The sequence below is a fragment of the Herminiimonas sp. KBW02 genome, from assembly GCF_003852535.1.
Taxonomy (GTDB): domain Bacteria; phylum Pseudomonadota; class Gammaproteobacteria; order Burkholderiales; family Burkholderiaceae_D; genus Oxalicibacterium.
This window is the reverse complement of record NZ_QAJP01000001.1, coordinates 14,492-38,257: the sequence shown is the minus strand read 5'-3', so window position 1 is coordinate 38,257 and position 23,766 is coordinate 14,492. Positions and strand designations below refer to the sequence as shown.

The 23,766-nt window shown below is 54.5% G+C and carries 23 protein-coding genes; 15 read left to right on the top strand and 8 right to left on the bottom strand.

Features of this window, described 5'->3' with window-relative positions; all coding sequences use genetic code 11:
* Positions 1-6: 6 nt before the first annotated feature.
* The gene (locus DBR37_RS00185) at positions 7-1,581 is read right to left on the bottom strand and encodes a M48 family metalloprotease (protein ID WP_124572281.1); all 1,575 of its coding nucleotides are present in this window, start codon (positions 1,579-1,581) and stop codon (positions 7-9) included.
* Between the two features lie 44 nt (positions 1,582-1,625).
* On the opposite strand from DBR37_RS00185, the gene moaC reads away from it, so the two are divergent.
* Positions 1,626-2,153, top strand: coding sequence for a cyclic pyranopterin monophosphate synthase MoaC (moaC, locus tag DBR37_RS00180; RefSeq protein WP_124572280.1), 528 nt, complete (start codon positions 1,626-1,628; stop codon positions 2,151-2,153).
* Positions 2,154-2,161: 8 nt separating this feature from the next.
* On the opposite strand, the gene DBR37_RS00175 is transcribed toward moaC, so the two are convergent.
* From DBR37_RS00175 to DBR37_RS00160, 4 genes are all read right to left on the bottom strand, one after another.
* Positions 2,162-3,865, bottom strand: coding sequence for a tetratricopeptide repeat protein (locus tag DBR37_RS00175; protein ID WP_124572279.1), 1,704 nt, complete (start codon positions 3,863-3,865; stop codon positions 2,162-2,164).
* 74 nt (positions 3,866-3,939) lie between these two features.
* Positions 3,940-4,431, bottom strand: a complete 492-nt coding sequence (locus DBR37_RS17180) for a prepilin-type N-terminal cleavage/methylation domain-containing protein (protein ID WP_370454212.1) — start codon at positions 4,429-4,431, stop codon at positions 3,940-3,942.
* A 215-nt stretch (positions 4,432-4,646) separates the two neighbouring features.
* Positions 4,647-5,315, bottom strand: coding sequence for an FHA domain-containing protein (locus DBR37_RS00165; RefSeq protein WP_124572278.1), 669 nt, complete (start codon positions 5,313-5,315; stop codon positions 4,647-4,649).
* Between the two features lie 117 nt (positions 5,316-5,432).
* Positions 5,433-6,254, bottom strand: coding sequence for a Stp1/IreP family PP2C-type Ser/Thr phosphatase (locus DBR37_RS00160; RefSeq protein WP_124572277.1), 822 nt, complete (start codon positions 6,252-6,254; stop codon positions 5,433-5,435).
* Between the two features lie 342 nt (positions 6,255-6,596).
* Between DBR37_RS00160 and DBR37_RS00155 the strand changes: the two genes are divergently transcribed.
* Positions 6,597-7,529 carry a histone deacetylase family protein gene (locus DBR37_RS00155; RefSeq protein ID WP_124572276.1) on the top strand — a complete coding sequence of 311 codons (933 nt, stop codon included), beginning with the start codon at positions 6,597-6,599 and terminating at the stop codon, positions 7,527-7,529.
* A 43-nt stretch (positions 7,530-7,572) separates the two neighbouring features.
* Here the strand turns inward: DBR37_RS00155 and recX are convergent, their stop codons facing one another.
* Both recX and recA read right to left on the bottom strand, forming a co-directional pair.
* A complete protein-coding gene (gene recX, locus DBR37_RS00150) occupies positions 7,573-8,028 on the bottom strand; it encodes a recombination regulator RecX (protein ID WP_124572275.1) in 456 nt (151 codons plus the stop codon).
* Between the two features lie 69 nt (positions 8,029-8,097).
* On the bottom strand, positions 8,098-9,201 hold the full coding sequence (gene recA / locus DBR37_RS00145) for a recombinase RecA (protein ID WP_124572274.1): 1,104 nt from the start codon (positions 9,199-9,201) through the stop codon (positions 8,098-8,100).
* Here recA and DBR37_RS00140 point away from each other — a divergent pair.
* The 9 genes from DBR37_RS00140 to DBR37_RS00100 all read left to right on the top strand — a co-directional run bounded on the left by DBR37_RS00140 (position 9,191) and on the right by DBR37_RS00100 (position 19,029).
* Complete coding sequence (locus tag DBR37_RS00140) at positions 9,191-10,153, top strand: ribonuclease HI family protein (RefSeq protein ID WP_233588225.1); 963 nt, start codon at positions 9,191-9,193, stop codon at positions 10,151-10,153. The genes recA and DBR37_RS00140 overlap by 11 nt on opposite strands.
* 95 nt (positions 10,154-10,248) lie before the next feature.
* Positions 10,249-10,950, top strand: coding sequence for a response regulator transcription factor (locus tag DBR37_RS00135; RefSeq protein ID WP_124572273.1), 702 nt, complete (start codon positions 10,249-10,251; stop codon positions 10,948-10,950).
* Between the two features lie 8 nt (positions 10,951-10,958).
* A complete protein-coding gene (locus DBR37_RS00130; protein WP_124572272.1) occupies positions 10,959-12,509 on the top strand; it encodes a sensor histidine kinase in 1,551 nt (516 codons plus the stop codon).
* A 1-nt stretch (position 12,510) separates the two neighbouring features.
* Positions 12,511-12,795: a DUF4212 domain-containing protein gene (locus DBR37_RS00125; protein ID WP_124572271.1), complete on the top strand. Its 285-nt coding sequence runs from the start codon at positions 12,511-12,513 to the stop codon at positions 12,793-12,795.
* Positions 12,785-14,821 carry a sodium:solute symporter family protein gene (locus DBR37_RS00120; protein WP_124572270.1) on the top strand — a complete coding sequence of 679 codons (2,037 nt, stop codon included), beginning with the start codon at positions 12,785-12,787 and terminating at the stop codon, positions 14,819-14,821. Before DBR37_RS00125 ends, DBR37_RS00120 begins: the two co-directional genes overlap by 11 nt.
* A gap of 77 nt (positions 14,822-14,898) precedes the next feature.
* A complete protein-coding gene (locus tag DBR37_RS00115) occupies positions 14,899-16,317 on the top strand; it encodes a circularly permuted type 2 ATP-grasp protein (RefSeq protein ID WP_124572269.1) in 1,419 nt (472 codons plus the stop codon).
* 1 nt (position 16,318) lies between these two features.
* The gene (locus DBR37_RS00110; RefSeq protein ID WP_124572268.1) at positions 16,319-17,275 is read left to right on the top strand and encodes an alpha-E domain-containing protein; all 957 of its coding nucleotides are present in this window, start codon (positions 16,319-16,321) and stop codon (positions 17,273-17,275) included.
* Complete coding sequence (locus DBR37_RS00105) at positions 17,276-18,082, top strand: transglutaminase family protein (protein ID WP_124572267.1); 807 nt, start codon at positions 17,276-17,278, stop codon at positions 18,080-18,082.
* Positions 18,083-18,138: 56 nt separating this feature from the next.
* Complete coding sequence (locus DBR37_RS00100) at positions 18,139-19,029, top strand: proteasome-type protease (protein ID WP_124572266.1); 891 nt, start codon at positions 18,139-18,141, stop codon at positions 19,027-19,029.
* A gap of 89 nt (positions 19,030-19,118) precedes the next feature.
* Here DBR37_RS00100 and purM read toward each other — a convergent pair whose 3' ends face one another.
* A complete protein-coding gene (gene purM / locus DBR37_RS00095; RefSeq protein WP_124572265.1) occupies positions 19,119-20,162 on the bottom strand; it encodes a phosphoribosylformylglycinamidine cyclo-ligase in 1,044 nt (347 codons plus the stop codon).
* 349 nt (positions 20,163-20,511) lie between these two features.
* Here purM and hda point away from each other — a divergent pair, with 349 nt between their 5' ends.
* Genes hda through folK form a run of 4 tightly spaced genes read left to right on the top strand, consistent with a single transcriptional unit; the run spans position 20,512 to position 23,729 of the window.
* Positions 20,512-21,183 (top strand): DnaA regulatory inactivator Hda, encoded by a 672-nt coding sequence (hda, locus tag DBR37_RS00090; RefSeq protein WP_124572264.1) that lies wholly within the window; start codon positions 20,512-20,514, stop codon positions 21,181-21,183.
* A gap of 20 nt (positions 21,184-21,203) precedes the next feature.
* Positions 21,204-21,878, top strand: coding sequence for an HAD family phosphatase (locus tag DBR37_RS00085; RefSeq protein ID WP_124572263.1), 675 nt, complete (start codon positions 21,204-21,206; stop codon positions 21,876-21,878).
* Entirely contained in the window at positions 21,871-23,238 is a 1,368-nt protein-coding gene (gene pcnB / locus DBR37_RS00080; protein ID WP_124572262.1) for a polynucleotide adenylyltransferase PcnB, read from the top strand. The genes DBR37_RS00085 and pcnB overlap by 8 nt, the downstream gene beginning before the upstream one ends.
* Positions 23,235-23,729, top strand: a complete 495-nt coding sequence (gene folK / locus DBR37_RS00075; protein WP_124572261.1) for a 2-amino-4-hydroxy-6-hydroxymethyldihydropteridine diphosphokinase — start codon at positions 23,235-23,237, stop codon at positions 23,727-23,729. The genes pcnB and folK overlap by 4 nt, the downstream gene beginning before the upstream one ends.
* Positions 23,730-23,766: the final 37 nt, after the last annotated feature.

The following is a 23,766-nucleotide window of genomic DNA, read 5'->3' as shown; positions in this document are numbered from 1 at the left end:
GGGTAACTATCCGGTATAGCCTTCTTTTTCCTGGCGTATTTCTTCCAGGCGCTGCGCCTTAATCTCACGCTCACGCGCATCGATAATCGACTGATCGTAGAAAGAAGCATCCGGCGCCTTGCGTGCGATAGACAACTGATCCAGTGCCGCCGACAAGCTGCCGTTCAATGCATAGGACTCCGCCAACGCCAGATGTTGCTGCGCCTGCATCTTCAATGCCGCATAGACCTTGGCCAGACGTTCATACAGCTGCGGCTCCTGGCGATACAACTGCGTCTGGTCACGCAAATAAGTTACCGCATCGTCATAACGCCCGGCGGCAAACAACGCATCGGCATACTGCAATGCAATGCCGCGCGAAATTGGGAATTGCGTACGTGCCGCTTCCGCTTCCTGCACTGCTTCACGTGGCTGATGTGCCGCCAGCTTGATCTCGATAGCGAGGCTGGACAACACTGCGCTCTTGGAACTCGGCGATCCGTTATTCAAGGCTGCGCGTGCATCGTTCAACAAGCTTTGCGCTTTAGCCGGATTACCCTGCCGCAGGGCAATCACTGCCAAACCATATTTACCGGCGACTATTGCAGTGCGTGTTTTCAGTTGTAACTGACGCTCAAAAGTGGAAGCTGCATCGAGCAAACCCTGATGACTGGGATCTTGCAACACCTTCACACGTGCCTGTATCAACGGAAAATCCAGGCTATCCACATGTTGCCGATAACGCAGATCACGGGTACGCGCCTGAATATCGGCGATACGTTCGGTCGTCATCGGGTGTGAACGCAGGTAAGGCGGCGCGTTGTCGCTATAGTTGCGGCTGGCCGTTTGCAAACGGCCAAAGAAGTTGATCATGCCCGTGGTTTCAAAACCTGCTTCACGCATGATGTCGAGGCCGACCCGGTCTGCTTCACGTTCGGCATCGCGGCTGAAATTGAGTTGCCGTTGTATCGCCAGGCCCTGCCCGCCCATAATCATGGCCATCCCTGCATCCGGGCTGGAACTGATGGCCAGCGCACCCAACAGCATGGCCGCCAGAGGAATCAACATATCCTGCTTTTGCTTGCCCAGCATGCGGGCAATATGCCGCTGCGCAACGTGGCCGATTTCATGCGCCATCACCGAAGCCAGCTCGGACTCATTCTGCGCCGCCAGCACCAGCGCGGAATGCACGCCTATGAATCCACCCGGCAAGGCAAACGCATTCAGCATGGGATCGCGCACTGCAAAGAAAAAGAAATCGTATTGCGCTTCGCCGCGTGCTTCCGGGCGTACGGTCAACAAGCTGGCACCGAGATTATTCAAGTATTCTTGCAATGGCGCATCGCTCAGGTAATCACGATTACGCTTGATCTCACGCATGATCTGCTCACCCAGCTTGCGCTCCATCAACGGCGACAAAGCCTCACGCTCGGTATCCCCCAGGCTGGGCAGCAATTGCGCGTGCACAGGCGCGACCAATCCCGGCGCGCTGGCGCATGCCAACAAGCCGACCATAGCCAGCGTACGCAACCATGGTCGTGGTGAGGAAATAGCAGAAGGAATAATGAATTTCAGTTTCACGATGCTATGATACCTGCTCATTGCAAACGTTCCACCTCTGGCGCTCCACCCGCCCCCTTGCCATCATGACTACACATAAAGACAACGCAGCCGCCAACGATGGCCTGACCCATTTCGACGCCACCGGCCAGGCACATATGGTCGATGTCGGCAGCAAAAATGAAACCCACCGTATCGCGATTGCCAGCGGCGTCATCCGCATGAAAGCGGAAACCCTGGCCATCATTACCTCAGGTACCGCCAAGAAAGGCGATGTATTGGGCATTGCACGTATCGCCGCCATCATGGGCGCCAAACGCACCAGCGACCTGATCCCGCTATGCCACCCTCTAGCACTGACCCGCGTCACGGTTGACTTTGCCGTGAACGAAGCGAACGCCAGCGTTACCTGTACCGCGCAAGTTGAAACCTTCGGCAAAACCGGAGTGGAAATGGAAGCGTTGACCGCGGTGCAAATCGGTTTGTTGACGATTTACGATATGTGCAAGGCGGTAGACCGGGGGATGGTGATGTCTGACGTCCGGGTGGAGGAAAAACATGGTGGGAAGTCGGGCAGCTGGTCGACTACTGATGGTAGCCTTAGCGCCCCTTAAATCTTGAATTAATCCTGGCAAGCACTGGCTTCCGGTTGCTTGCCATCTTCACCAGCCCTGCTTTTCTTTTCCATATCTTCCAGTTTTAACTTCGCAACCTGATTCCCCTGCGCCATGCTGGCGGCGAAGGCTTGTTTAGCTTGTACAACACACCCACGACGCTCAAAAATTAAACCACGCATATAAAGCGCAGAGCCATCCTTGGCATTCAGTGCCAAAGCCTGATTGAGATCATTCATGGCTGCAGGATATTTCTCCAGCGTGTAATAAGCCAACGCACGATTGTAATAAGCTTGCGCCACTTTCGGATTAAGTTGAATAGTGCGGGAGAAATCAGCTATCGCATCTTCGTATCGCTTTTCCCGCATATATGCCAGCCCGCGGTTATAAAAAATACGATCGCTGCCAACCAGGGTCGGAGACTCCATTTTGGCTGCGGCATCCTTCCACACATTCGCCTCAGTCGAAAGACTGGTCAGCCTGTCTCGGGCGAGTAAAAAGAAAACCACAAAGACTGGAATGGCCGCCATCAGCAACCAGCGTCGCGGAATACGCGCGCACACAGCGGCCAGCATCATTGCGTAACCAGGTGCCCACAAATAGCTACGATATAAAACAAAAGGCTCTTGGAAACGCACCGCTGCCTGCTCAGTCATGAACAAAAACCACGAATACAGATAACCGCAGCAGAACAGTGCGACCAGGCCTTTCTTGCGCAGAAAATAAATCGCGACCAGCGGCGAAACAAAGAATAAAAAGGCTTTCGGGAATATCCACCATGATGACCAGATATGCACAAAATCAAAGCGCATATCAGCGGACAAAAAGCGCACATCCGGCACTATCCAGTACGCCAGATAATCGAAAAAGAAACCTGCCTGCAAAATAATACTGACCAGCCATTCGCCACGCGCTTGCGCCATGACAGCGATGTTTTGCATCTGCGGCAGCATGGCGGCTACATCGGGTTCGTAACTACTGGCGACTATATGTCTGCTCGCCAGCAAGACCGTCAAAGCTGCTGGCAAGCAAAGTACTAAATACAAAGCCATGCGCTTGAAATGTAAGCGCCGGCTTCCTTCATATAAAGCTGCAAGTGGCAAAGCTGCCAGGGGCAACATGATTGCGTGTTCTTTGGAGAAGACTGCCAGTGAATAAAACAAGGCTGCTGTGATGATATCTACGCTGCGGTTTTCAGCAAAGGCGCGGCGGTAAAACCACAGGGATAAGAGAGAGAAAAGGGTTGCAAAAAGACCCGCGCGCTGCGCAAGATACGCGACGCCGTACACGGCAACAGGGTGGACAGCAAAACCGATTGCAACAACTGCGCTCAACAAAACGATCGAACGACTGTGCTGGGAACAAGCGATTTCTTTCCATTCCCGGGTTGTAGCAACAAGAAGCGCGCGCAGCAAGGCAAACAATAAGCCGGCACACGCAATATGAAGTATCAGACTGAAGATGCGATTGAGCGCAAGACTTTGGCTCAAAACATGAATGAAGCCAATTGTAAAATAGGGAAAGGTTCTTGGCTTGAAATCAAGCGGCTGCTGGGCAAATTCGTAAACTTTTGAATTTGCAAACAAGCCATGATCATCAAAGACCAGCGTGCTTTCAAAAAACGGGAAATATAAAAATATTGGTATCAATAGAGAAAAGATACCAATCACAACGAAAGATAAACGGCCGAAATTATCTAATCTTAGGACCATACTTTCGCTATACGTCTTTCTTAAGTACAAATAAAAAAGGAACCCGATTAGGGTTCCCTTTTAAGGACAGAGTATTAGCAACCGGAGCTTGATCCAAATACTTTGTTCATCGTTGCAGTTGCAGTGGCATTACCCAGGGACTGATCGCAGCTAACGGTCCAGGTTATAACCGACTGAGTAGGCGATTGGGAAGGAGTGAAGCTAATAGTTCTTGTATCAAACGGGGAACCGATATTGCGCAACAATGCAGTAATTGCGCCAGTAGCACCAGTCGTTATACCCAGCGTTTGTACCTCTGTGCTGGTCGATGGTCCAGTTGTAGCATCAAAACCCAAGCTGGCCCAGGCGCTAGCAGTGCCTGGCAATGTACCGCCATTGTCTTGCATAAAATCTGCAACTGCGAGTTTGATCGGGTCAATCACCGAATTAACTTTCGCCAACTTAGCGCGTGTTACATAGTTTTGATACTGTGGAATCGCCACCGCAGCCAAAATACCGATAATCGCTACAACGATCATCAATTCGATCAGCGTAAAACCGCTTTGTGCTTTCTTCATCATTTTCATCGATTTCATTTATCTCTCCTGGTTTGGGAATACAGGTAGCTTTTCCACCCTGACAGTCATACAGCAATCGCTGTGCCACCCCAAATTCAGTCTAATCTTGTGCAATTGTCATAACTATTTAACGAAAAGTAACAATTTTGGTTAGGCCTGCGCCAAAATTTGTCACATCGAGCTATAAATTTTGTCTTGCGGCAGTGCAGCGACGCAGAATTACGTCACGCTTCGTGCATAAACACTATGTCAGTACCAGAAAAGTGTATCTGGTCGCCATTGTTCAGCGGCTGGCTCAATGTGCCTATCGATGTACCGTTGACAACCGGATACTCGTCCCCTTCGACATGCGTCAGGCTGTAGCCTTGCGGGCTTATCGCAAACACGGCGACGTGCCGCCCCGGGCGACCTATGGTCGTCAGGACCTTATTTAAGACTACTTCTTTGCCAGCGCTGGCTCCGTTAAGAATTTTGACTACAGCTGTTGTACTCATGATTGCTTCAATTGAATCCCGATACGATGGTTCGGTAATTTGCTGAATATCGCCCAGATCTTCCAGGCGGCTCACATTATCTGTAAATACTGTTATGGAATCTTCGATGCTGGCATGCGCACAATACTGGATGGTATACGTAGCGAGGGCTATCACATCGCCGTCTTCCAAAAAGTGTTTCGTGACTCCCTGCCCCTTGAGCTGACTGCCGTTGGTACTGCCCAAATCTTCAAAGTAACAACCAACCGGGTGCGAAATGATCACCGCATGCTCGCCGCTGATTCCGGCCGCATCGATGACGATGTCGTTATAGGCACGCCGTCCTATACTGGTACGCTCTTTCGACAATGGAAATTCCTGCAGGGCGATGCCGTCTTTTGCCAAAATAATCGTAGGCATTACTTTCCAACTTCCCTTCTTACTTATCTGTTTATGCCTGTCCAGGCTGGCTTTTCAGCATTCAGCTCCATGCAATGTCACTTGATGCTGCATCACACTATCAATATCTATGCCAAGTCAGAACCTGAAATTTGCTGCGAGACGTTCCCACCAGCCCTTAGGCGTCGGCACGCTCGATTCGACTTTTGCCAGCATGACGGAAATATTATCGCGTCCGCCATTATCATTCGCCGCCTGCACCAGCGAACTACATAGTAATTCAAGATCCGTATCGTTATCTGCCAGCATCGCGCGCATCTGCTCGCTGGCCAGCATATCGGACAGACCATCCGAACACAGCAGATAAATATCACCATCCTCGGTCTGGTAATCGTTCACTTCCACCTCGACGTGTGCGGCCACGCCGAGCGCCCGCGTAATCAGGTTTTTATTCGGCGCGAAACGGGCCCACTCCGGACTCACCAGTCCGGCATCAATCTGCTCTTGTAATTGGGAATGGTCGCGCGTGATTTGCGTCAGTTGTCCATGGCGAAATCGATAGGCACGGGAATCGCCGACGTGCGCCACGATGATACGGTCATGATGAAATAAGGCCGCAACCAGGGTCGTCCCCATGCCGCTGTACTGCGGCTGGATGCGCGCCACTTCAAGGATTTGTTCATTAGCGGAAGCAACCGCCTCCACCACCAGTCGCTGCAAGGATTTGCTACTGGCGACGCGCGCCTTTTCCTGCAATTGCAGTAGTTGCTGTTCCAGCGCAGCGCGAAAAACCGTGGTGGCGATGCCGCTGGCAATTTCACCGGCGTTGTAACCGCCCATGCCGTCTGCCAGCACCAGTGCCCGGTAAGCTTCGATGATTTCCACCGCATCTTCATTATGCGCACGCACCAAACCCGTATCGGTTTTGGCGGCGAATTGAAGCTCGACGGAATACGTCATAAAGATGGCTGATTAGCGACTGGGTTTTAGGCGAGGGAAATGCAATTTTCGTTTACAGGCAAATAACTAGATTCCTGACAGGAACAGATCATATCCTGCTTTCAGACCAAAAACGGACGTTTACAGCGATCCTGCCACGGTTCATACCTTAAACCCGGCTCGTTCAACACCGTTCAGGCAGCATCGGGAAGACCAATTTTTAAATACAGCGACGATAGTCGCCTGCCCACGGCTGCACCTCTATAATGGGAAGCAGGCACACATAGTGTCGCGCAGACATACCCGCTATTCAGGTTTTTATAATGGAGAAGATGCCGCTATACCAGGCATCAATAATTAAATATGACCACAGTAATCTACACCCACGACGCTTGCCTGGAACACAAACCTGGCTCCGGCCACCCGGAATCACCTGAGCGCCTGAAGGCCGTCCTGCGCGCCTTGCGCTTACCGGAATTTGCCGCCGCAGAATGGCGCGAAGCACCTATGGGTACACGTGAACAGGTGTTACTCATACATACCGAAGACTTTGTACTCGACGTCGAAGACGCATCACCGTACCGTGGCACCATGCCGCTGGACGGCGGCGATACAGTCATGTCGCCTGGCTCGCTGGAAGCCGTCATGCGCTGCGTCGGCGCTGCCTGCGCCGGAGTTGACCTGGTGCTGGACAATGAAGCGCACAATGTGTTCTGTGCCACCCGTCCTTGCGGCCACCACGCCGAACCCAGCCGCGCGATGGGCTTCTGCATTTTCAATCAGGCAGCGATTGCCGCTGCCTATGCCTACGAGGTACACAAGCTGGAGCGCGTGGCTGTCATCGATTTCGACGTTCATCACGGTAACGGCACGCAGGCAGCGTTTTATGACCGGCCGGAATTATTCTATGCCTCCAGCCATCAGTCACATTTCTATCCGGGCACCGGCCTCGAAAAGGAAACCGGCGTGTCACACAACATCGTCAACGTGCCACTGCCACGCGGCTGTGATTCGGCTTTGTTCCGGGAACAAACCGCTGCAAAAATGCTGCCGGCTATCCGCGCCTTCAATCCTGAACTGATCATTATTTCTGCCGGTTTCGACGCCCATCATCTGGATCCGCTCGCAGGTTTGAAACTGCAGGATGACGACTTTGACTGGGTCACACGTGAACTGATGAAAATAGCGGACGAAACCTGCGAAGGACGTATCGTGTCGATACTGGAAGGTGGTTACAGCCTGGAAGGTCTGGCTTCAAGCACTGCCGTGCACGTCAAAGCCCTGATGGATCACTAAGCATATCTGCCAGCCTGCGCCTTGATAAACGCAGGCTGGCATTTCAATCTTCGTCCGTATTCGCTGCACGCATCGCAGCCTGTATCGCCCGATGCGAAAATCCGCGCTGCATTAAAAAACGCATCTGTTTGGCGCGCTCTTCAGAGCTCGTCGCGACCGCACCGAACTTGCGCTCCCACACTGCCCGCGCACGCGCAAATTCATCCGCCGCCAGATTCGCCTTGATGTCAGTCAGCGACTCCGCGTCTATGCCATGACTTTTTAATTCGGACATGATGCGACTATTGCCGAAACGGGCCGCACGTCTGTGTACCAATGATTCAGAAAAGCGGCTTTGCGAAAGAAACTTCGCCGCTTCCAGTGTATCGAGCAAGGCTTCGACGTCATCGCCTTCTTGCGCATAGCGCGCCAGCTTGCGCCCCAACTCCTGCCGGCTATGTTCACGCGCCGATAAATAACGAAGCGCCCGCGCTTTCAGACTCACTTGCAGTTTTGCCATATGAGTCCTTCAGCGCGGGCGCTCGTTAATTAAGATCAAACGTTGAATCAAGTGCAGCGACACTGAACCTTATTCAACTTCTTTCAATTCTTTGGCTTCTTTGCTTTCCTTAGCCGAAGATTTCTTTGCAGCTGGCTCATCCGACTTGATCGGGCTCAACTCAGGCACACCCAGCGAAGCACGTACCTTGTTTTCGATTTCGCGTGCCAGTTCCGGACGCTCTTTCAGATAGTTGCGTGCATTGTCCTTACCCTGACCGATGCGTTCGCCGTTATAGCTATACCAGGCGCCCGATTTTTCAACGATTTTGGCATCGGCGCCCAAATCGAGGATTTCACCTTCACGTGATGTGCCTTCGCCATACAGAATATCGAAATGCGCTTCCTTGAATGGCGGAGCGATTTTGTTTTTAACGACTTTGATCTTGGTTTCATTACCAATCACTTCATCGCCAGACTTGATCGAACCGGTACGACGGATATCCAGACGAACCGATGCGTAGAACTTCAATGCGTTACCGCCAGTGGTGGTTTCCGGATTACCGAACATCACACCGATTTTCATACGAATCTGGTTAATGAAGATCACCAGTGTGTTGGTGCGGTTGATGCTGCCGGTCAATTTACGCAATGCCTGCGACATCAGACGCGCTTGCAAACCTGGCAGCGAGTCACCCATGTCGCCTTCAATTTCAGCGCGTGGTGTCAGTGCTGCGACCGAGTCGATAACGATCAGGTCGACGCCGCCAGAACGTACCAGCGCATCACAAATTTCCAGTGCCTGTTCGCCGGTATCCGGTTGCGAAATCAGCAACTCGGACAAATTGATACCCAGCTTCTGCGCGTAAGTCACGTCCAGCGCATGTTCTGCATCGATAAACGCGCAAGTACCGCCCAGCTTTTGCATTTCTGCGATGGTTTGCAAGGTCAGTGTGGTTTTACCCGACGATTCAGGACCGTAGATTTCAACGACACGGCCACGCGGTAAGCCGCCGACGCCGAGTGCGATATCCAGTCCGAGAGAGCCGGTAGAAACAACCTGCACTTCTTCGACGACTGCGCCGTCTTCCATGCGCATCACCGAACCTTTACCGAACTGCTTTTCGATTTGCGCTAGTGCAGCGGCGAGTGCTTTACTCTTGTCCGAGCTCGGAGCGTTTTTTTTGTCGTCCATAAAGATTCTTTCGGCGGTTGGTTGTAACGAAACAGGGTTTATACAGTGTTTGGAGCCAGAAACCACACTGTATAAAAAAACAGTGCTTTATGCAAGCTGCTCTTGCGATATTTTTGCAAACAGTCAAAAAGATTACTTTTTGACATGCATTCATCCTGCAAGCAACCAGTCTTTGCAAGCAGGCCAGATACTAGCAAGCACAGCTATTTCTCTCCAGCGACGCGGCAATTCCCACGTAATATCTGCCTATCCGATACACACTTCTATCTTTATGTGCACTACCGCTGAGCTATCCGAAGTCGCTTACAAAAAGGAAAAATCTGCCGCCCTGCGTCTCACCAAACGCCAGGGGCTCAGCACGGAAGCCGCGCTGACAGAAGTTTTGAGCAAGGCAGCAGGAACTGGCTCCCTGGCTGAACTGGTCAACCAGCGACTACAAGAAAAAGCACATATCGCAGCAAAGGTCACCGCACACAAACAAACCAAATTAGCGGCGCGCGCGCATAAACAGGCAGCCCGGCAGCCCGATGCGGACGCATGGCTGGCCTGGTTCGACGGCTCCTGCCATCCGAATCCGGGCAAGATGGGCATAGGCGGCTTACTCAAAAGTCCGCAAGGCAAGGAAACCGAAATCAGCTTCATTGCCGGCATCGGCGATAGCAGCGAAGCAGAGTACATCGCGCTCATCAGCGTTCTGGAAACAGCCATCCAGACCGGTGCCGACAAGCTGCTCATTTATGGCGACAGTCAGGTCGTCATCAACGATGTACAAAGCCGGGACAATGGTGCTGCGATTCTCAGTGAACAACGCCTGAAGGCTCAAGACCTCATCGCTAGCCTGCCGCAAGTGAGCCTGCAATGGATACCGCGCAAACGAAATGGTCAGGCCGACGCCCTCTCACAACGAGCCATCCGCAACGCTGCAGCAGCGGCAAACCCGCAACAGGCCTAGTATGTAAATAACAAGTCGCGCAGCATGACACTTGTCTTGCTGCTGCGGGCGAAACCCAATAGACTACGAGCCAACTTCCCCCTCTAGCCATCCCCATGCGAATCCTGCTTGCCGAAGACGATAGTGTGCTTGCCGACGGTTTAACGCGTTCCCTGCGTCAGTCCGGTTATGCCACCGATTGCGTAAAAAATGGTGCAGAGGCCGACTCCGTCCTGTCCACCCAAGATTTCGATTTACTCATCCTCGACCTGGGCTTGCCCAAGATGTCCGGCCTTGAAGTCTTGCAACGTCTGCGGGCGCGCAATTCGCGCCTGCCGGTATTGATCCTGACCGCCGGTGATTCAGTCGAACAACGCGTCAAGGGCCTCGATCTGGGAGCGGATGATTTCATGGCCAAGCCATTTGCCTTGTCGGAACTGGAAGCGCGCGTACGTGCACTGACCCGACGTGGTGCCGGCGGCGGTCCTACTGTCATCAAGCATGGCCCACTCTCGTATGACCAGGTTGGTCGTATCGCCTACATCAACGATCAGATGCTGGATCTTTCCGCCCGTGAGCTTGGCTTGCTCGAAGTTTTGCTGCAGCGCAGCGGTCGCCTGGTCTCCAAGGAACAACTGGTCGATCATCTGTGCGAATGGAGCGAAGAAGTCAGCAACAATGCGATCGAAGTGTATGTCCACCGCTTGCGCAAGAAGATAGAAATCGGTGGCTTGCGCATTGCCACCGTGCGTGGCCTCGGTTATTGCCTCGAAAAATTTACCGAGACAGCTCCTAACTCCATCGCGCCACCCGGCTAATCCAGCCTATGCCTGACGCCCAACGACTCGATGCGCAAGCCGATGCCGGCACGCCGCACAAGCCTATGGCGCCGCGTACAAATGCGACTCAGCCGGAAGAACGCACGCAGCGCTCTCTGTTCGGTGAAATCCTGGACTGGATGCTGGTACCACTGCTCCTGTTATGGCCACTCAGTATTGCCATCACCTACCTGGTCGCAAAGTCCATCGCGAACGAACCCTTTGATCGTGCACTCGATGACAAAGTCACCGTCGTCGCGCAGCAGGTCAAGGAAGTCAACGGCAAGGTCGTCACCCGCCTGACCGGCGCCGCCACCGACATCCTGCATGCCGACGACATCGATAATGTTTACTACCAGGTACGTAACCCGCTCGGTGAAATAGTCGAAGGCGATGGCGAAATACCGTTACCGAAAGACCTGGAAGCACCACCACCGTGGTCCACCCAATATCGCTACGACTTCATCCGCAATACTGAAGTACGTATCGCCTACATCTATGTCGATTTGCATAAGACCCAGACCTCACCTCAACTCAGTGTAGAACCAAGGCTGGCCCTGGTGCAGGTGGCCGAGACACTGGACAAGCGCTCGCAACTCGTCAATCAAATCATCAAGGGCGTCATCGTGCCGGAGTTCATCATCCTGCCGATCGCACTGGTTCTGGTGTGGTTTGCCCTTACCCGTGGTTTGCGCCCGCTGGCCGAATTGCAGCAACGCATACGCGAACGCCGTCCCGATGATTTAAGTCCTATCGACTCTGGTTACGTACCGGAAGAAATTCTGCCTCTGGTCGGCTCCCTCAATGAAATGCTGGAGCGCCTGTCGCAAAGTATCAAGATACAAAAGCGTTTCATCGCCGACGCTGCGCATCAAATGAAAACGCCACTGGCCGGCATGCGTATGCAATCCGAACTGGCACTGCGCCAGACCGATCAGGTCGAAATCCATAAATCACTGGAGCAGCTCGCCAAGAGTTCCAAATCCGCAACCCGCATGATCAACCAGTTGCTGGCACTGGCGCGCGCCGAGAACCAGACGCCGACCACGCGGCCATTGCAGCCGCTGGAGTTATCGGAACTGGCGCGCGACACGGTACAGGAATGGGTGCAAACTTCATTCAACAAGAAAATCGATCTCGGTTTCGAACAACCGGACTACCACATCATGGTGAACGGCGACGCCATCATGTTGCGCGAGTTGCTGAACAATCTGATCGACAACGCACTCAACTACACCCCCGCCGGTGGCCACGCCACCGTCCGTGTGCGCGCTGACGATGAAGCACGACTGGCCTTCCTCGAAGTCGAGGATACCGGTCCCGGCATCGCCCCGCACGAACACAAACGTATCTTTGAGCGCTTCTATCGTATCCTCGGCAGCAACGTCGAAGGCAGCGGACTGGGGCTCGCTATCGTGCGTGAAATTGCGCAGCAACATGGCGCAGAAATCGATATCCTTACCAATCCGAACTGCACAAATCCGAAAGCGCCAGGCTGCCTGATGCGTATCACGCTGCCACTGGAACAACCAGCACCATTCTTTGATGGCAGTATCTGATATGACGACAAGCCAGCGAGAACAGACTTCCGAGCGCGCCCGTATCTACTGGCGACGCACGAAAGTCATGACCTTCTGGCTGATGTTATTGTGGTTCGTGGTGACCTTCTCTGCGATCTTCTTCGCGCGTCAATTGTCGGTCTACACCTTCCTCGGCTGGCCTATCTCCTTCTTCATGGCAGCCCAGGGCAGCATCCTGATTTTTGTCGCCATCATCGCGTTCTACGGCTGGCGCATGCACAGGCTCGACGACGTATACAACAACGATAGCGAACATGAAAGATAAGTCCTTCTTCCAGCGCCTGGTTCGCTACTACCTGCTGTACACAGTAGGTTTTGTGCTATTCCTGTTTGGTGTCGCCATCCTCGAACACGAGGGCTTCCCGCGCGTCTGGATAGGTTACGTTTTCATGTTCTCCACCATCGTGGTGTACGCCACCATCGGCGTCATCAGTCGAACCTCGGACGTGCAGGAGTACTACGTTGCAGGACGCCGCGTGCCGGCATTTTTCAACGGCATGGCCACTGCGGCAGACTGGATTTCAGCGGCCAGCTTCATCAGCCTGGCCGGTGGCCTGTATTTGTGGGGCTTTGACGGACTGGCCTACATCATGGGCTGGACCGGCGGCTTTGTGCTGGTTGCGCTCCTGATCGCACCTTATCTGCGCAAGTTTGGCCAGTACACCATCCCCGATTACCTGGCAGCGCGTTACACCGGGCAGTACAGCAGCAATGTGGTGCGCGTTATCGCTGTCATCGCCACCATCATCGTTTCGTTTACCTATGTCGTCGCGCAGATTTACGGCGTCGGCCTGATTACCTCGCGCTTTACAGGTGTTGATTTTTCCGTTGGCATCTTTCTCGGCCTCGCCAGCATCCTGGTGTGTTCTTTCCTCGGCGGCATGCGCGCGGTAACGTGGACACAGGTGGCGCAGTACATCATCCTGATCATCGCTTACATGATCCCGGTGGTCTGGCTATCGATGAAGCATACGAATATGCCAGTACCACCTATCGCTTACGGTTCGGCAATTGCGCAACTGACCGAACGTGAAAAAGTCCTGATCGACGACCCCAAGGAAAAAGAAGTGCGGGCGATTTTCCGCCAGCGCGCCTATGACCTGGACGACCGCCTGGCCACCCTGCCCGAGTCGTGGGAAAACGGCCGAGCCGAAATCCAGCACAACCTGGAAGCGCTCAAACTCGGCAATGCCGCACTGCAGGATATCAAACAGACCGCACGTGAACTGGCGGCGTATCCGCGCGACGCCGACGAAGCAGAACGAATATGGAAGGAAGAGCGGGCACTCAATCTCGAATTGGCCAAACCGCCGACCAGGCACACGGAACCGTTCCCCGGCGACAGCAAGGAAGCGTCGGATATCAAGCGCAACAACTTCCTCGCGCTCGTCTTTTGCCTGATGCTGGGCACGGCGGCCATGCCGCATGTACTGGTGCGCTATTACACGACGCCCAGCGTCAAGGAAGCGCGGCATTCCGTGTTCTGGACCTTATTCCTCATCATGGCGCTGTACATCACCATTCCGGCGCTGGCGGTATTGGTCAAATACGATATCTACAGTTCACTGGTAGGCACCAGCTTTTCGCAATTACCGGAATGGGTTTCATATTGGGCCAGCATAGACAAACTGCATCCGCTGGTCAGCATCAATGACGTCAATCGGGATGGCATCGTACAACTGGCCGAGATCGTCATGGACGTCGATATCGTGGTGTTGGCGACGCCGGAAATTGCCGGTCTGCCCTATGTCATCTCCGGCCTGATTGCAGCGGGCGGCCTGGCCGCCGCGCTATCCACTGCCGATGGCTTGCTGCTCACCATCTCGAATGCGTTGTCGCACGACATCTATTACAAAACCGTCGATCCGCATGCTTCGACACAGAAACGCGTGACGGTTTCCAAATTGCTGCTGTTGATGGTGGCGCTGGTGGCAGCATATATTGCCTCGATGAAACCGGGCGACATCCTGTCTCTGGTCGGGGCCGCCTTTTCACTGGCGGGTTCAGCCCTGTTCCCGGCCCTGGTGCTGGGTGTGTTCTGGAAGCGTGCCAATCAGCTGGGCGCCATCGCCGGCATGATCATAGGCTTTTCGGTATGCGCGTACTACATGATCCACACCCTGCCCGCTTTCGGCGGCTCGGCAGCCGGGCAATGGTTCAATATTGCGCCGATTTCAGCAGGAGTTTTTGGTGTTCCTGCCGGATTTTGTGCCATTATTATCGTGAGTCTGCTGACGCGCGCCCCCGATCAACGTACAGAAGACTTACTGAAACACCTGCGCTCGCCCTAAGCAGCACTCGCTCGATCTGGCATGCTTCTTGATATAGCTAGATTTCATCTCCATGAAAACTATGAGTGAGCGACGCCATGCGAAAATTTTTCGACGAGATGTATATAGATGGCGCAAGCAACAATGTACGCGACCATTACCGTGAATTCGAAGCCTGGCTGGCGACCCAGTCGCCCAAGACGGTAGCCCGCAAGCGCGCGGAAGCCGACCTGATCTTTCGCCGGGTCGGCATTACCTTCGCCGTCTATGGCAATGAAGCTGGTACCGAACGTGTGATCCCTTTCGACATCATTCCGCGCATGATCACCGCGCGCGAATGGGCGCATATGGAAGCGGGTCTGGAACAGCGTGTACGCACGTTGAATATGTTCATTCACGACATTTACCACGACCAGAACATCGTCAAGGCCGGCATCATTCCGCCCGAACAAATTTTCCGGAATGCACAGTACCGCCCTGAGATGCAGGGCATCTCGGTCGCTTCAGATATCTACGCACACATCGCTGGCGTCGATATCGTCCGCGCCGGACAAGGTGAGTTCTACGTACTGGAAGACAATCTGCGTGTGCCGTCCGGCGTGTCCTACATGCTGGAAGACCGCAAGATGATGATGCGCCTCTTCCCTGAATTATTCGCCAGGCATCAGGTCGCGCCGGTTGCGCATTACCCCGACATGTTGCTGGATAATCTGCGCTCGGTCGCGCCTATCGGCGTCACTGATCCTACCGTGGTCGTGATGACGCCCGGCATGTATAACTCCGCTTACTTCGAGCACGCCTTCCTGGCCCAGCAAATGGGTGTCGAGCTGGTCGAAGGACAGGATCTCTTCGTCAATGACAATGCGGTGTATATGCGCACCACCCGCGGACCGAAGCGCGTCGACGTAATCTATCGTCGTATCGATGACGACTATATGGATCCGCTGGCCTTCCGCGCTGATTCCACGCTGGGCGTACCCGGCTTGCTCTCCGTGTATCGCTCCGGTCGTGTGACGCTGGCAAATGCAATCGGCACCGGCGTCGCTGACGACAAATCGATTTATCCATACGTGCCGGACATGGTGCGCTTCTATCTGTCGGAAGAACCGATACTCAACAATGTCCCGACTTACCAATGCCGTAAAAAGGATGAGCTGTCTTATGTACTGGCGAATCTGCCGGAACTGGTAGTCAAGGAAGTACATGGCGCCGGTGGTTACGGCATGCTGGTCGGCCCGGCCTCAAGCAAGGCTGAGATCGAGAGTTTCCGCCAGCGCATCATCGCGCGACCCGATGGCTATATCGCGCAGCCGACGCTGGCACTATCGGCCTGCCCGACCTTTGTCGATTCAGGCGTGGCGCCACGTCACATCGATTTACGTCCTTTCGTCCTGTCCGGAAAAACCATCTCGATGGTGCCCGGCGGCCTCACGCGCGTCGCGCTGAAAGAAGGCTCGCTGGTCGTCAACTCTTCGCAAGGTGGCGGTACCAAAGACACCTGGATACTGGAGAACTAATATGCTCAGCCGCACCGCCGATCACCTGTTCTGGATGGCGCGCTACATTGAGCGCGCCGAGAACACCGCCCGCATGCTGGACGTGAATGTCCAGACTGCCCTGTTGCCGCAATCTGCCCGCGCTGCCGAACAAGGCTGGCGCGCCACGCTCGGCATCTCGGAATTGCAGGAAGCCTTCGATCAGAAATACGAAAAACTGACGCCAGGCGATGTGCTGCACTTCATGGCACGCGATATGTCGCACTCATCATCGATCGCATCCTGCCTGCGTTCGGCCCGCGAAAACGCGCGTGCAGTGCGCGGCACGCTGACCACAGAAGTCTGGGAAACGCATAACACCACCTGGCTGGAAATGCATAACCAGATGAATGAAACCGACTTCGAGCATGACCCCAGCCAGTTCTTTGAATGGGTCAAGCATCGTTCACACCTGTCACGCGGCGTCACCTTCGGCACCATGCTGCAAGATGAGGCCCTGTTCTTCATCCGGCTCGGCACCTTCCTCGAACGTGCAGATAACACAGCGCGCATACTCGACGTCAAATTCCACGGTGCCAGTGCGCAATCGGGTGAAAAGCCGGGGCACGACAACCAGCTCGACTTTTACTACTGGGCGGCAATCCTGCGTTCAGTCTCCGCCTTTGAAATCTATCGCAAGGTTTACCGTGATGCGATTACACCGGCACGGGTCGCCGATCTGCTGATGCTCAAACCAGATATGCCACGTTCATTGCTGGCCTCACTCACCGAAGTCGTCAATAACCTGAGCATGGTCACCGGTGATCCGCATAACGACACCTTGCGCTTCGCAGGCAAGCTACATGCAGAACTGAAGTTCGCTTCGATCAATGATGTCTTGCAGGAAGGCCTGCACGACTACCTGACCGAATTCCTTGAACATATTTACGAACTGGGCAATCGCATCAGCCGCGAGTTCCTCGTTCCATTGGCGGCATAAATGAAACTAGCCATCCGTCACGAAACCTTATATCGCTATACCTCGCCACTGACGTATACGATCCAGCAACTGCGCCTGACGCCGCGTGTGGAAACACATCAGCACATGCTGTCATGGAGCATAGATACATCCGGTCACCGTCATGCCTTCACCGATGCCTATGGCAATCTGTGTCATATGCTGACCATTACCGACAGCCACGATACCGTGCGCATCGTGGTCGCCGGCGAAGTCGAGGTACTGCCACTCGACAGAGGACGTTTACCGGAAAGCGGCGCACTGTCGCCTCTGGTCTTCACCGTGCCGACCCGCCTGACCGAAGCGACCGACTTCATCCAGGCATTTGCAGAAAAGAATCTGCAAGGCACCAGCAGTACGGAATTACTCAAACTGGCCGCAGCAATTTGTGGTGCAGTCGCGTACCAAAGCGGTGCAACTGCCGTCACCAGCACCGCCAACGATGCCCTGCAACTGGGCCAGGGCGTATGCCAGGATCACGCACATTTATTCATCGCCTGCTGCCACACGCGCAACATCCCGGTGCGCTATGTCTCCGGCTATATCGATTCCGGTAGTACCGGCCATGCCGAAAGCCATGCCTGGGTTGATGTCTGGGTCGAAGAACTGGATTTCACCGGCTGGGTCAGCATAGACGTCACGCATGCCTGTTTTGCCAGCGATGCGCATTGCCGCCTCGCCGTGGCGCGCGACTACGATTCGGCGGCACCGGTCAGCGGGGTAAGGCGCGGCGGTGGCGAAGAATCGTTGGACGTAAGCGTCAAAGTCGTGCCCCTGTGTGCTCAGTAAATGAACAAAGGCCGGGCTTCCTGTAAAATTCGCGTTTTGCTTTTTCTCTGCTCACCATGACTTATTGTGTTGCGATGCGCCTGGATGCCGGGCTCGTGTTTCTGTCAGATTCGCGCACCAATGCTGGCGTTGATCACGTCGGTACTTTCCGCAAAATGAATGTTTTCGAGATCCCGGGCGAACGCCTGATGGTCTTGATGACTGCCGGCAACTTATCGATTTCACAATCAGTCCGGCAAATCATTGCAGAACACACAACAACTAATGGCAAGAGCATCTGGAATGTGTCGTCCATGTATGAAGCGGCACAAGTTGTCGGTGAAGCAATCCGCATGGTGCACGACCGCGACGCCGGTACGCTGAAAGAATTCGGCATCGACTTCAATGTCAGCATGGTATTCGGCGGACAAATCAAGGGCGAACGCTGTCGTTTGTTCCAGATGTACTCGGCGGGCAACTTCATCGAATCGCAGGATGAGAACACCTACTTCCAGATCGGTGAATCGAAGTACGGCAAACCCATCATTGATCGCGTCGTTACACCGGACACACCGCTGGATGAAGCAGCGAAGTGCGCACTGATCTCGATGGATTCAACCTTGCGTTCGAATATTTCGGTCGGCCTGCCGCTGGATCTGCTGATCTACGAAACCGACAAGCTGGCCGTGACCCGCTTCGTCACCATCGACGAACACAATCAATACTTCCAGATGATACGTAACACCTGGGCCAAACAATTGAAGAGCGTGTTTGAAAGCATCCACGATCCGGTATGGAACGCAGCGCCGGAAACCACCAGCAATGTCCTGTCCAGCCAGGGCCATAAGAACCAGCCGCTGCGCATACAGGCACCGGCCCAGTTCGGCATGGATAAAACCATCAGCGCACCTGGCCCCTTGCAGACCCTGGCGCAGGACGAAGGCAATAGCAATAACCAACAGCACTGATCAGTACTCAAGCGCCGTCAGGCAAATAAAAAAGGCTGCCACACTTGCGTGTCGCAGCCTTTTTGCTATGCGCTGGTCAGCGCTGAGCTTTACAGTACGATAGTCTGCGCCTGGCCTTCTGCACGCTCACGGATTTCGCCGATACGCATTACGGTTTCGCCAGCCGCTTTCAATTGCGCCATCGCTGCGTCTGCATTTTCTTTCGACACGATAACGGTCATACCGATACCGCAGTTGAAGACGCGATGCATTTCTGCGTCAGCCACACCGCCGTGTTCCTGCAACCATTTGAACAATGGCGGCATGTCCCATGCACCGCTGTCCAGCACGGCAGTCAGATGCGGCTGCAACACGCGTGGAATGTTTTCGACCAGGCCGCCACCGGTGATGTGCACCATGCCTTTAACTTCCATGGATGCCATCAAAGCCAGCAAAGGTTTGACGTAAATGCGGGTAGGCTCCATCAATACATCGGCCAGTTTGCGACCGTGGAAATCAGCATTCAAATCAGGATTGGCGACCGAGATGATTTTGCGTACCAGCGAATAACCGTTGGAATGCGCACCCGACGAAGCCAGACCCAGTACCACGTCGCCCGGAGCAATTTTAGTACCGTCGATAATTTTCGATTTCTCTACTGCGCCGACAGCGAAACCAGCCAGATCGTATTCACCCGCTGGGTACATGCTCGGCATTTCAGCGGTTTCACCACCGATCAACGCGCAACCGGCCTGTTCGCAACCCTTGGCCACACCCTTGATAACGTCGGTTGCGATGCCAACATCCAGCTTGCCGCAAGCGAAGTAGTCGAGGAAGAACAAAGGTTCTGCGCCTTGTACCAGGATGTCGTTGACGCTCATCGCCACCAGGTCGATGCCGACCGTGTCGTGGCGATTCAATTCAAAAGCCAGCTTCAGCTTGGTGCCGACACCGTCGGTACCGGAAACCAGTACTGGCTCCTTGTACTTCTTGCTGATTTCGAACATCGCGCCGAAACCGCCCAGGCCGCCCATTACGCCTTCACGCATGGTGCGTTTGGCAAATGGCTTGATCGCTTCGACCAGAGCATCTCCGGCATCAATGTCTACACCAGCGTCACGGTAGGAAAGGGAAATATTGGAATTGGAACTCATGATGGATAGTCAGCAGAGGCAGTAAAATAGACGGTTATGGCCAGATGGCTAGCCTGTGGATCAATGTTCTGGAGGGCGGATCGGATCAGGATCACAATGAGCGGGAGTCATCGCGGGCAAAATCACTAAGCGCGCTTCCAAAACAGGATGATTCAGGCTCTATAATTCGGATTAAGCCGTATTTTAGCAAATCGCTCCCCCTCCTCCGTCATTTGATGACACTTTCTTTGCCTTGGGAGCAAAATAAACCCGGATATGCTCCGGTATGCTGCACGGAATGACGTTTTATCGGTTTTCAATACCGGTTACGAACATTGCCTTTTTCACAAACAAATATGACAAAACACGCATGAGGCAGTTGTTACTCGATTTACCCGCCGAAAAACCACAGACGCTGGACAGCTTCGTGGTCGGCACCAACGCCGAACTGGCGCAGTTGCTGCACCGCCTGGCCGCAGGCCAGCCAAATGGCCTGGATGAACGCTTCGTCTACTTGTGGGGCGAGGCCGGCGCCGGCAAAACCCACCTGTTGCGTGCGATGGCAGAAACGCCACAGGCGCGCTATCTGGCAGCAGACGCCAGTGCCGACGACTTTATGTACGACCCGGCTACCACGCTATACCTGCTTGATGACAGCCATAAACTGTCGCCGGATGCACAAATCGCCGCGTTTGCCCTGTTTAACCAGGTACGCGAACTAGGCGGCTGCCTGATCGCAGCGGGCAATGCTGCTCCGGCCAGTCTCGAGGTGCGGGAAGATTTGCGCACGCGTTTCGGCTGGGGCCTGATTTATCAGGTGCACGGTTTGAGCGATGAAGAGAAAATCGCGGCCCTCACGCATGCAGCCAACGCCCGCGGGCTAACGCTGTCGCCCGGCGTGTTACCCTACCTTATTACGCATTTTGCGCGCGATATGCGCTCTTTATCAGCGATGCTGGACGCTCTCGACCAATATTCACTGGAAACCAAACGTCCGATTACCCTGCCTCTGCTGCGCGAATTGCTGCAGCGGCAGGATTAAACAAACCCCGAAACAGATACATGAAAAACCTGGCTCTCTTTGACCTCGACCACACGCTGATCCCGCTTGATTCCGATTATGAATGGGGACAGTTTCTGGCCCGTACCGGCGCCGTCGATCGGGAAGCCTTTGCCAAGCGCAATGCCGAATTCTTCGCGCAATACCAAAATGGCACGCTCGATCCGCATGAATACCTGGAATTCGCACTCGGTACCCTGGCGCAATTCCCGCGCACCCAGCTCGACGCCTGGCACCGGGAATTCATGGATGAAGTCATCCATCCGGTACTCCTGCCTGCGGCCCGCGATTTATTAAAAAAACACCAGGATGCCGGCGACCTGGTCGCTATCGTCACCGCCACCAACCGCTTCGTCACCGCACCTATCGCACAGGCGCTGAATGTCGAGCATTTGCTGGCTGCCGAGCCTGAAGTCAAACCCGACGGCAACCTGACCGGAAAACTAGTTGGCGTTCCGACCTCAGGCGCGGGTAAAATCGCACATACCAATGCGTGGTTGGCCGCGCGTGGCCTTACATTAAAGGATTTCGAACGCAGCTATTTCTATAGCGACTCGCAAGCCGATATTCCCTTGTTGTCCATCGTCACTCATCCGATTGCAACCAACCCTAATGCCTTGCTGACTGCGCACGCTCAAGCGCAGGGCTGGACTATCATCAATCTCTTCAATGATTAAAAAGCTTATCCGTCGCATCCTCGGCACCAAACAAAAAAACGGCGATACCAGCAAAGCTGTCGTATTGACTGCGAAAGAACATCGCATCGATCCCAAGCTGGTTTCCGCCAATGCCGTGCGCGTCACCAGTACCCTGCAACAGGCTGGCTTCAAAGCCTTCCTGGTCGGTGGTGCAGTGCGCGACTTGCTGCTGGGCGTCAAGCCCAAGGATTTTGATATCGCGACCAATGCGACGCCGGAACAAGTCAAACGCCTGTTCCGTCGCGCCTTCATCATCGGCAAACGCTTCCAGATCGTGCATGTCATGTTTGGCCAGGACCTGCTCGAAGTGACCACCTTCCGCGGCACCTCGACAGACGCCGCACCCAAGGATGAACACGGCCGCGTACTGCGTGACAACACCTTCGGCGAGCAGCATGAAGATGCCTTGCGCCGCGACTTCACCATCAACGCGATGTACTACGATCCGGCCACGCAAACCGTACTGGATTACCACGGCGGCATGGCCGACATACGCAACAAAACCCTGCGCATCATCGGTGTGCCGGAAGCGCGCTACCGCGAAGATCCGGTACGCATGCTGCGCGTCGTGCGCTTTGCCGCCAAACTGAACTTCGTCATCGATCCGGCCACCAGCGCGCCTATCCGCGTGATGGCGCCATTGATCAACAACGTTCCGGCGGCACGCGTATTCGATGAAATGCTGAAGTTGCTGATGAGCGGTTCCGCCCTCGCCTGCCTGCAGCAATTGCGCAAGGAAGGTTTGCATCACGGCTTGCTGCCTTTGCTGGACGTCGTACTCGAACAACCGCTGGGCGAGAAGTTTGTCCGCCTCGCGCTGGCCAGCACCGATGAACGCGTCAAACAAGGCAAACCGGTTTCGCCGGGCTTCCTGTTCGCTTCACTGTTGTGGCATCAGGTACTGGAAAAATGGAAGGCTTATCAGGCTGCTGGCGAGTATCCGATACCGGCGCTGCACCTGGCAGCCGATGATGTGTTGAACACGCAAACCGATAAGCTCGCACTGCAACGCAAGATTGCATCCGACATGCGCGACATTTGGGCAATGCAACCGCGCTTCGAACGTCGCATCGGCAAATCGCCTTACAAATTGCTCGAACACTTGCGCATGCGCGCCGGTTACGACTTCCTGCTGCTGCGCTGCGCATCGGGTGAAATCGATAGCGAAATCGGTATATGGTGGACGGCCTTCATGGAAGCAGACGGCCCGGGACGCGAAGCCTTGCTGGCGAAGAAACCGTCCAGCACTGCTGAAGCAGCCCCTGCCAAGAAACGTCCACGCCGTCGTCGCTCACGCTCAGCTGGTGGTAGCGCCGGCGGTACTGCCAAAACCGAATGACCGCAGCCACAAAGCCAGTCACAGCCTATATAGCGATAGGCTCGAATCTGGGTGATGCCCGGGATCATGTCTTGTACGCCTTGCGCGAGCTGGATCAGCTCGCATCGACCCGCCTGCTGGCGCAGTCATCGCTGTTCCGTACCGCTCCCATAGATTCCGACGGCGACGATTACATCAATGCGGTTGCATCTGTCAGCACCAGCCTGTCAGCAGAAGAATTGCTGCAGGCTTTACTGGCGCTGGAACAGACACGCGGCCGCGAGCGCCCTTACTTCAACGCACCGCGCACGCTTGATCTCGACCTGCTGCTCTACGGTGATGTCGTGATCAAATCGGACACGCTGACCGTACCGCATCCACGCATGACCAGTCGCGCTTTCGTACTTATTCCGTTGCTGCAAATCGATCCCTACATCCAGATTCCGGGACTGGGAGCCGCACATCAGTTTGCACCAGCGGTGGCAGATCAGGCCATCAGCAAGCTAGCCTGAGTCTTTACCCGCCCCCTCTCGCTCCACACCCACATAC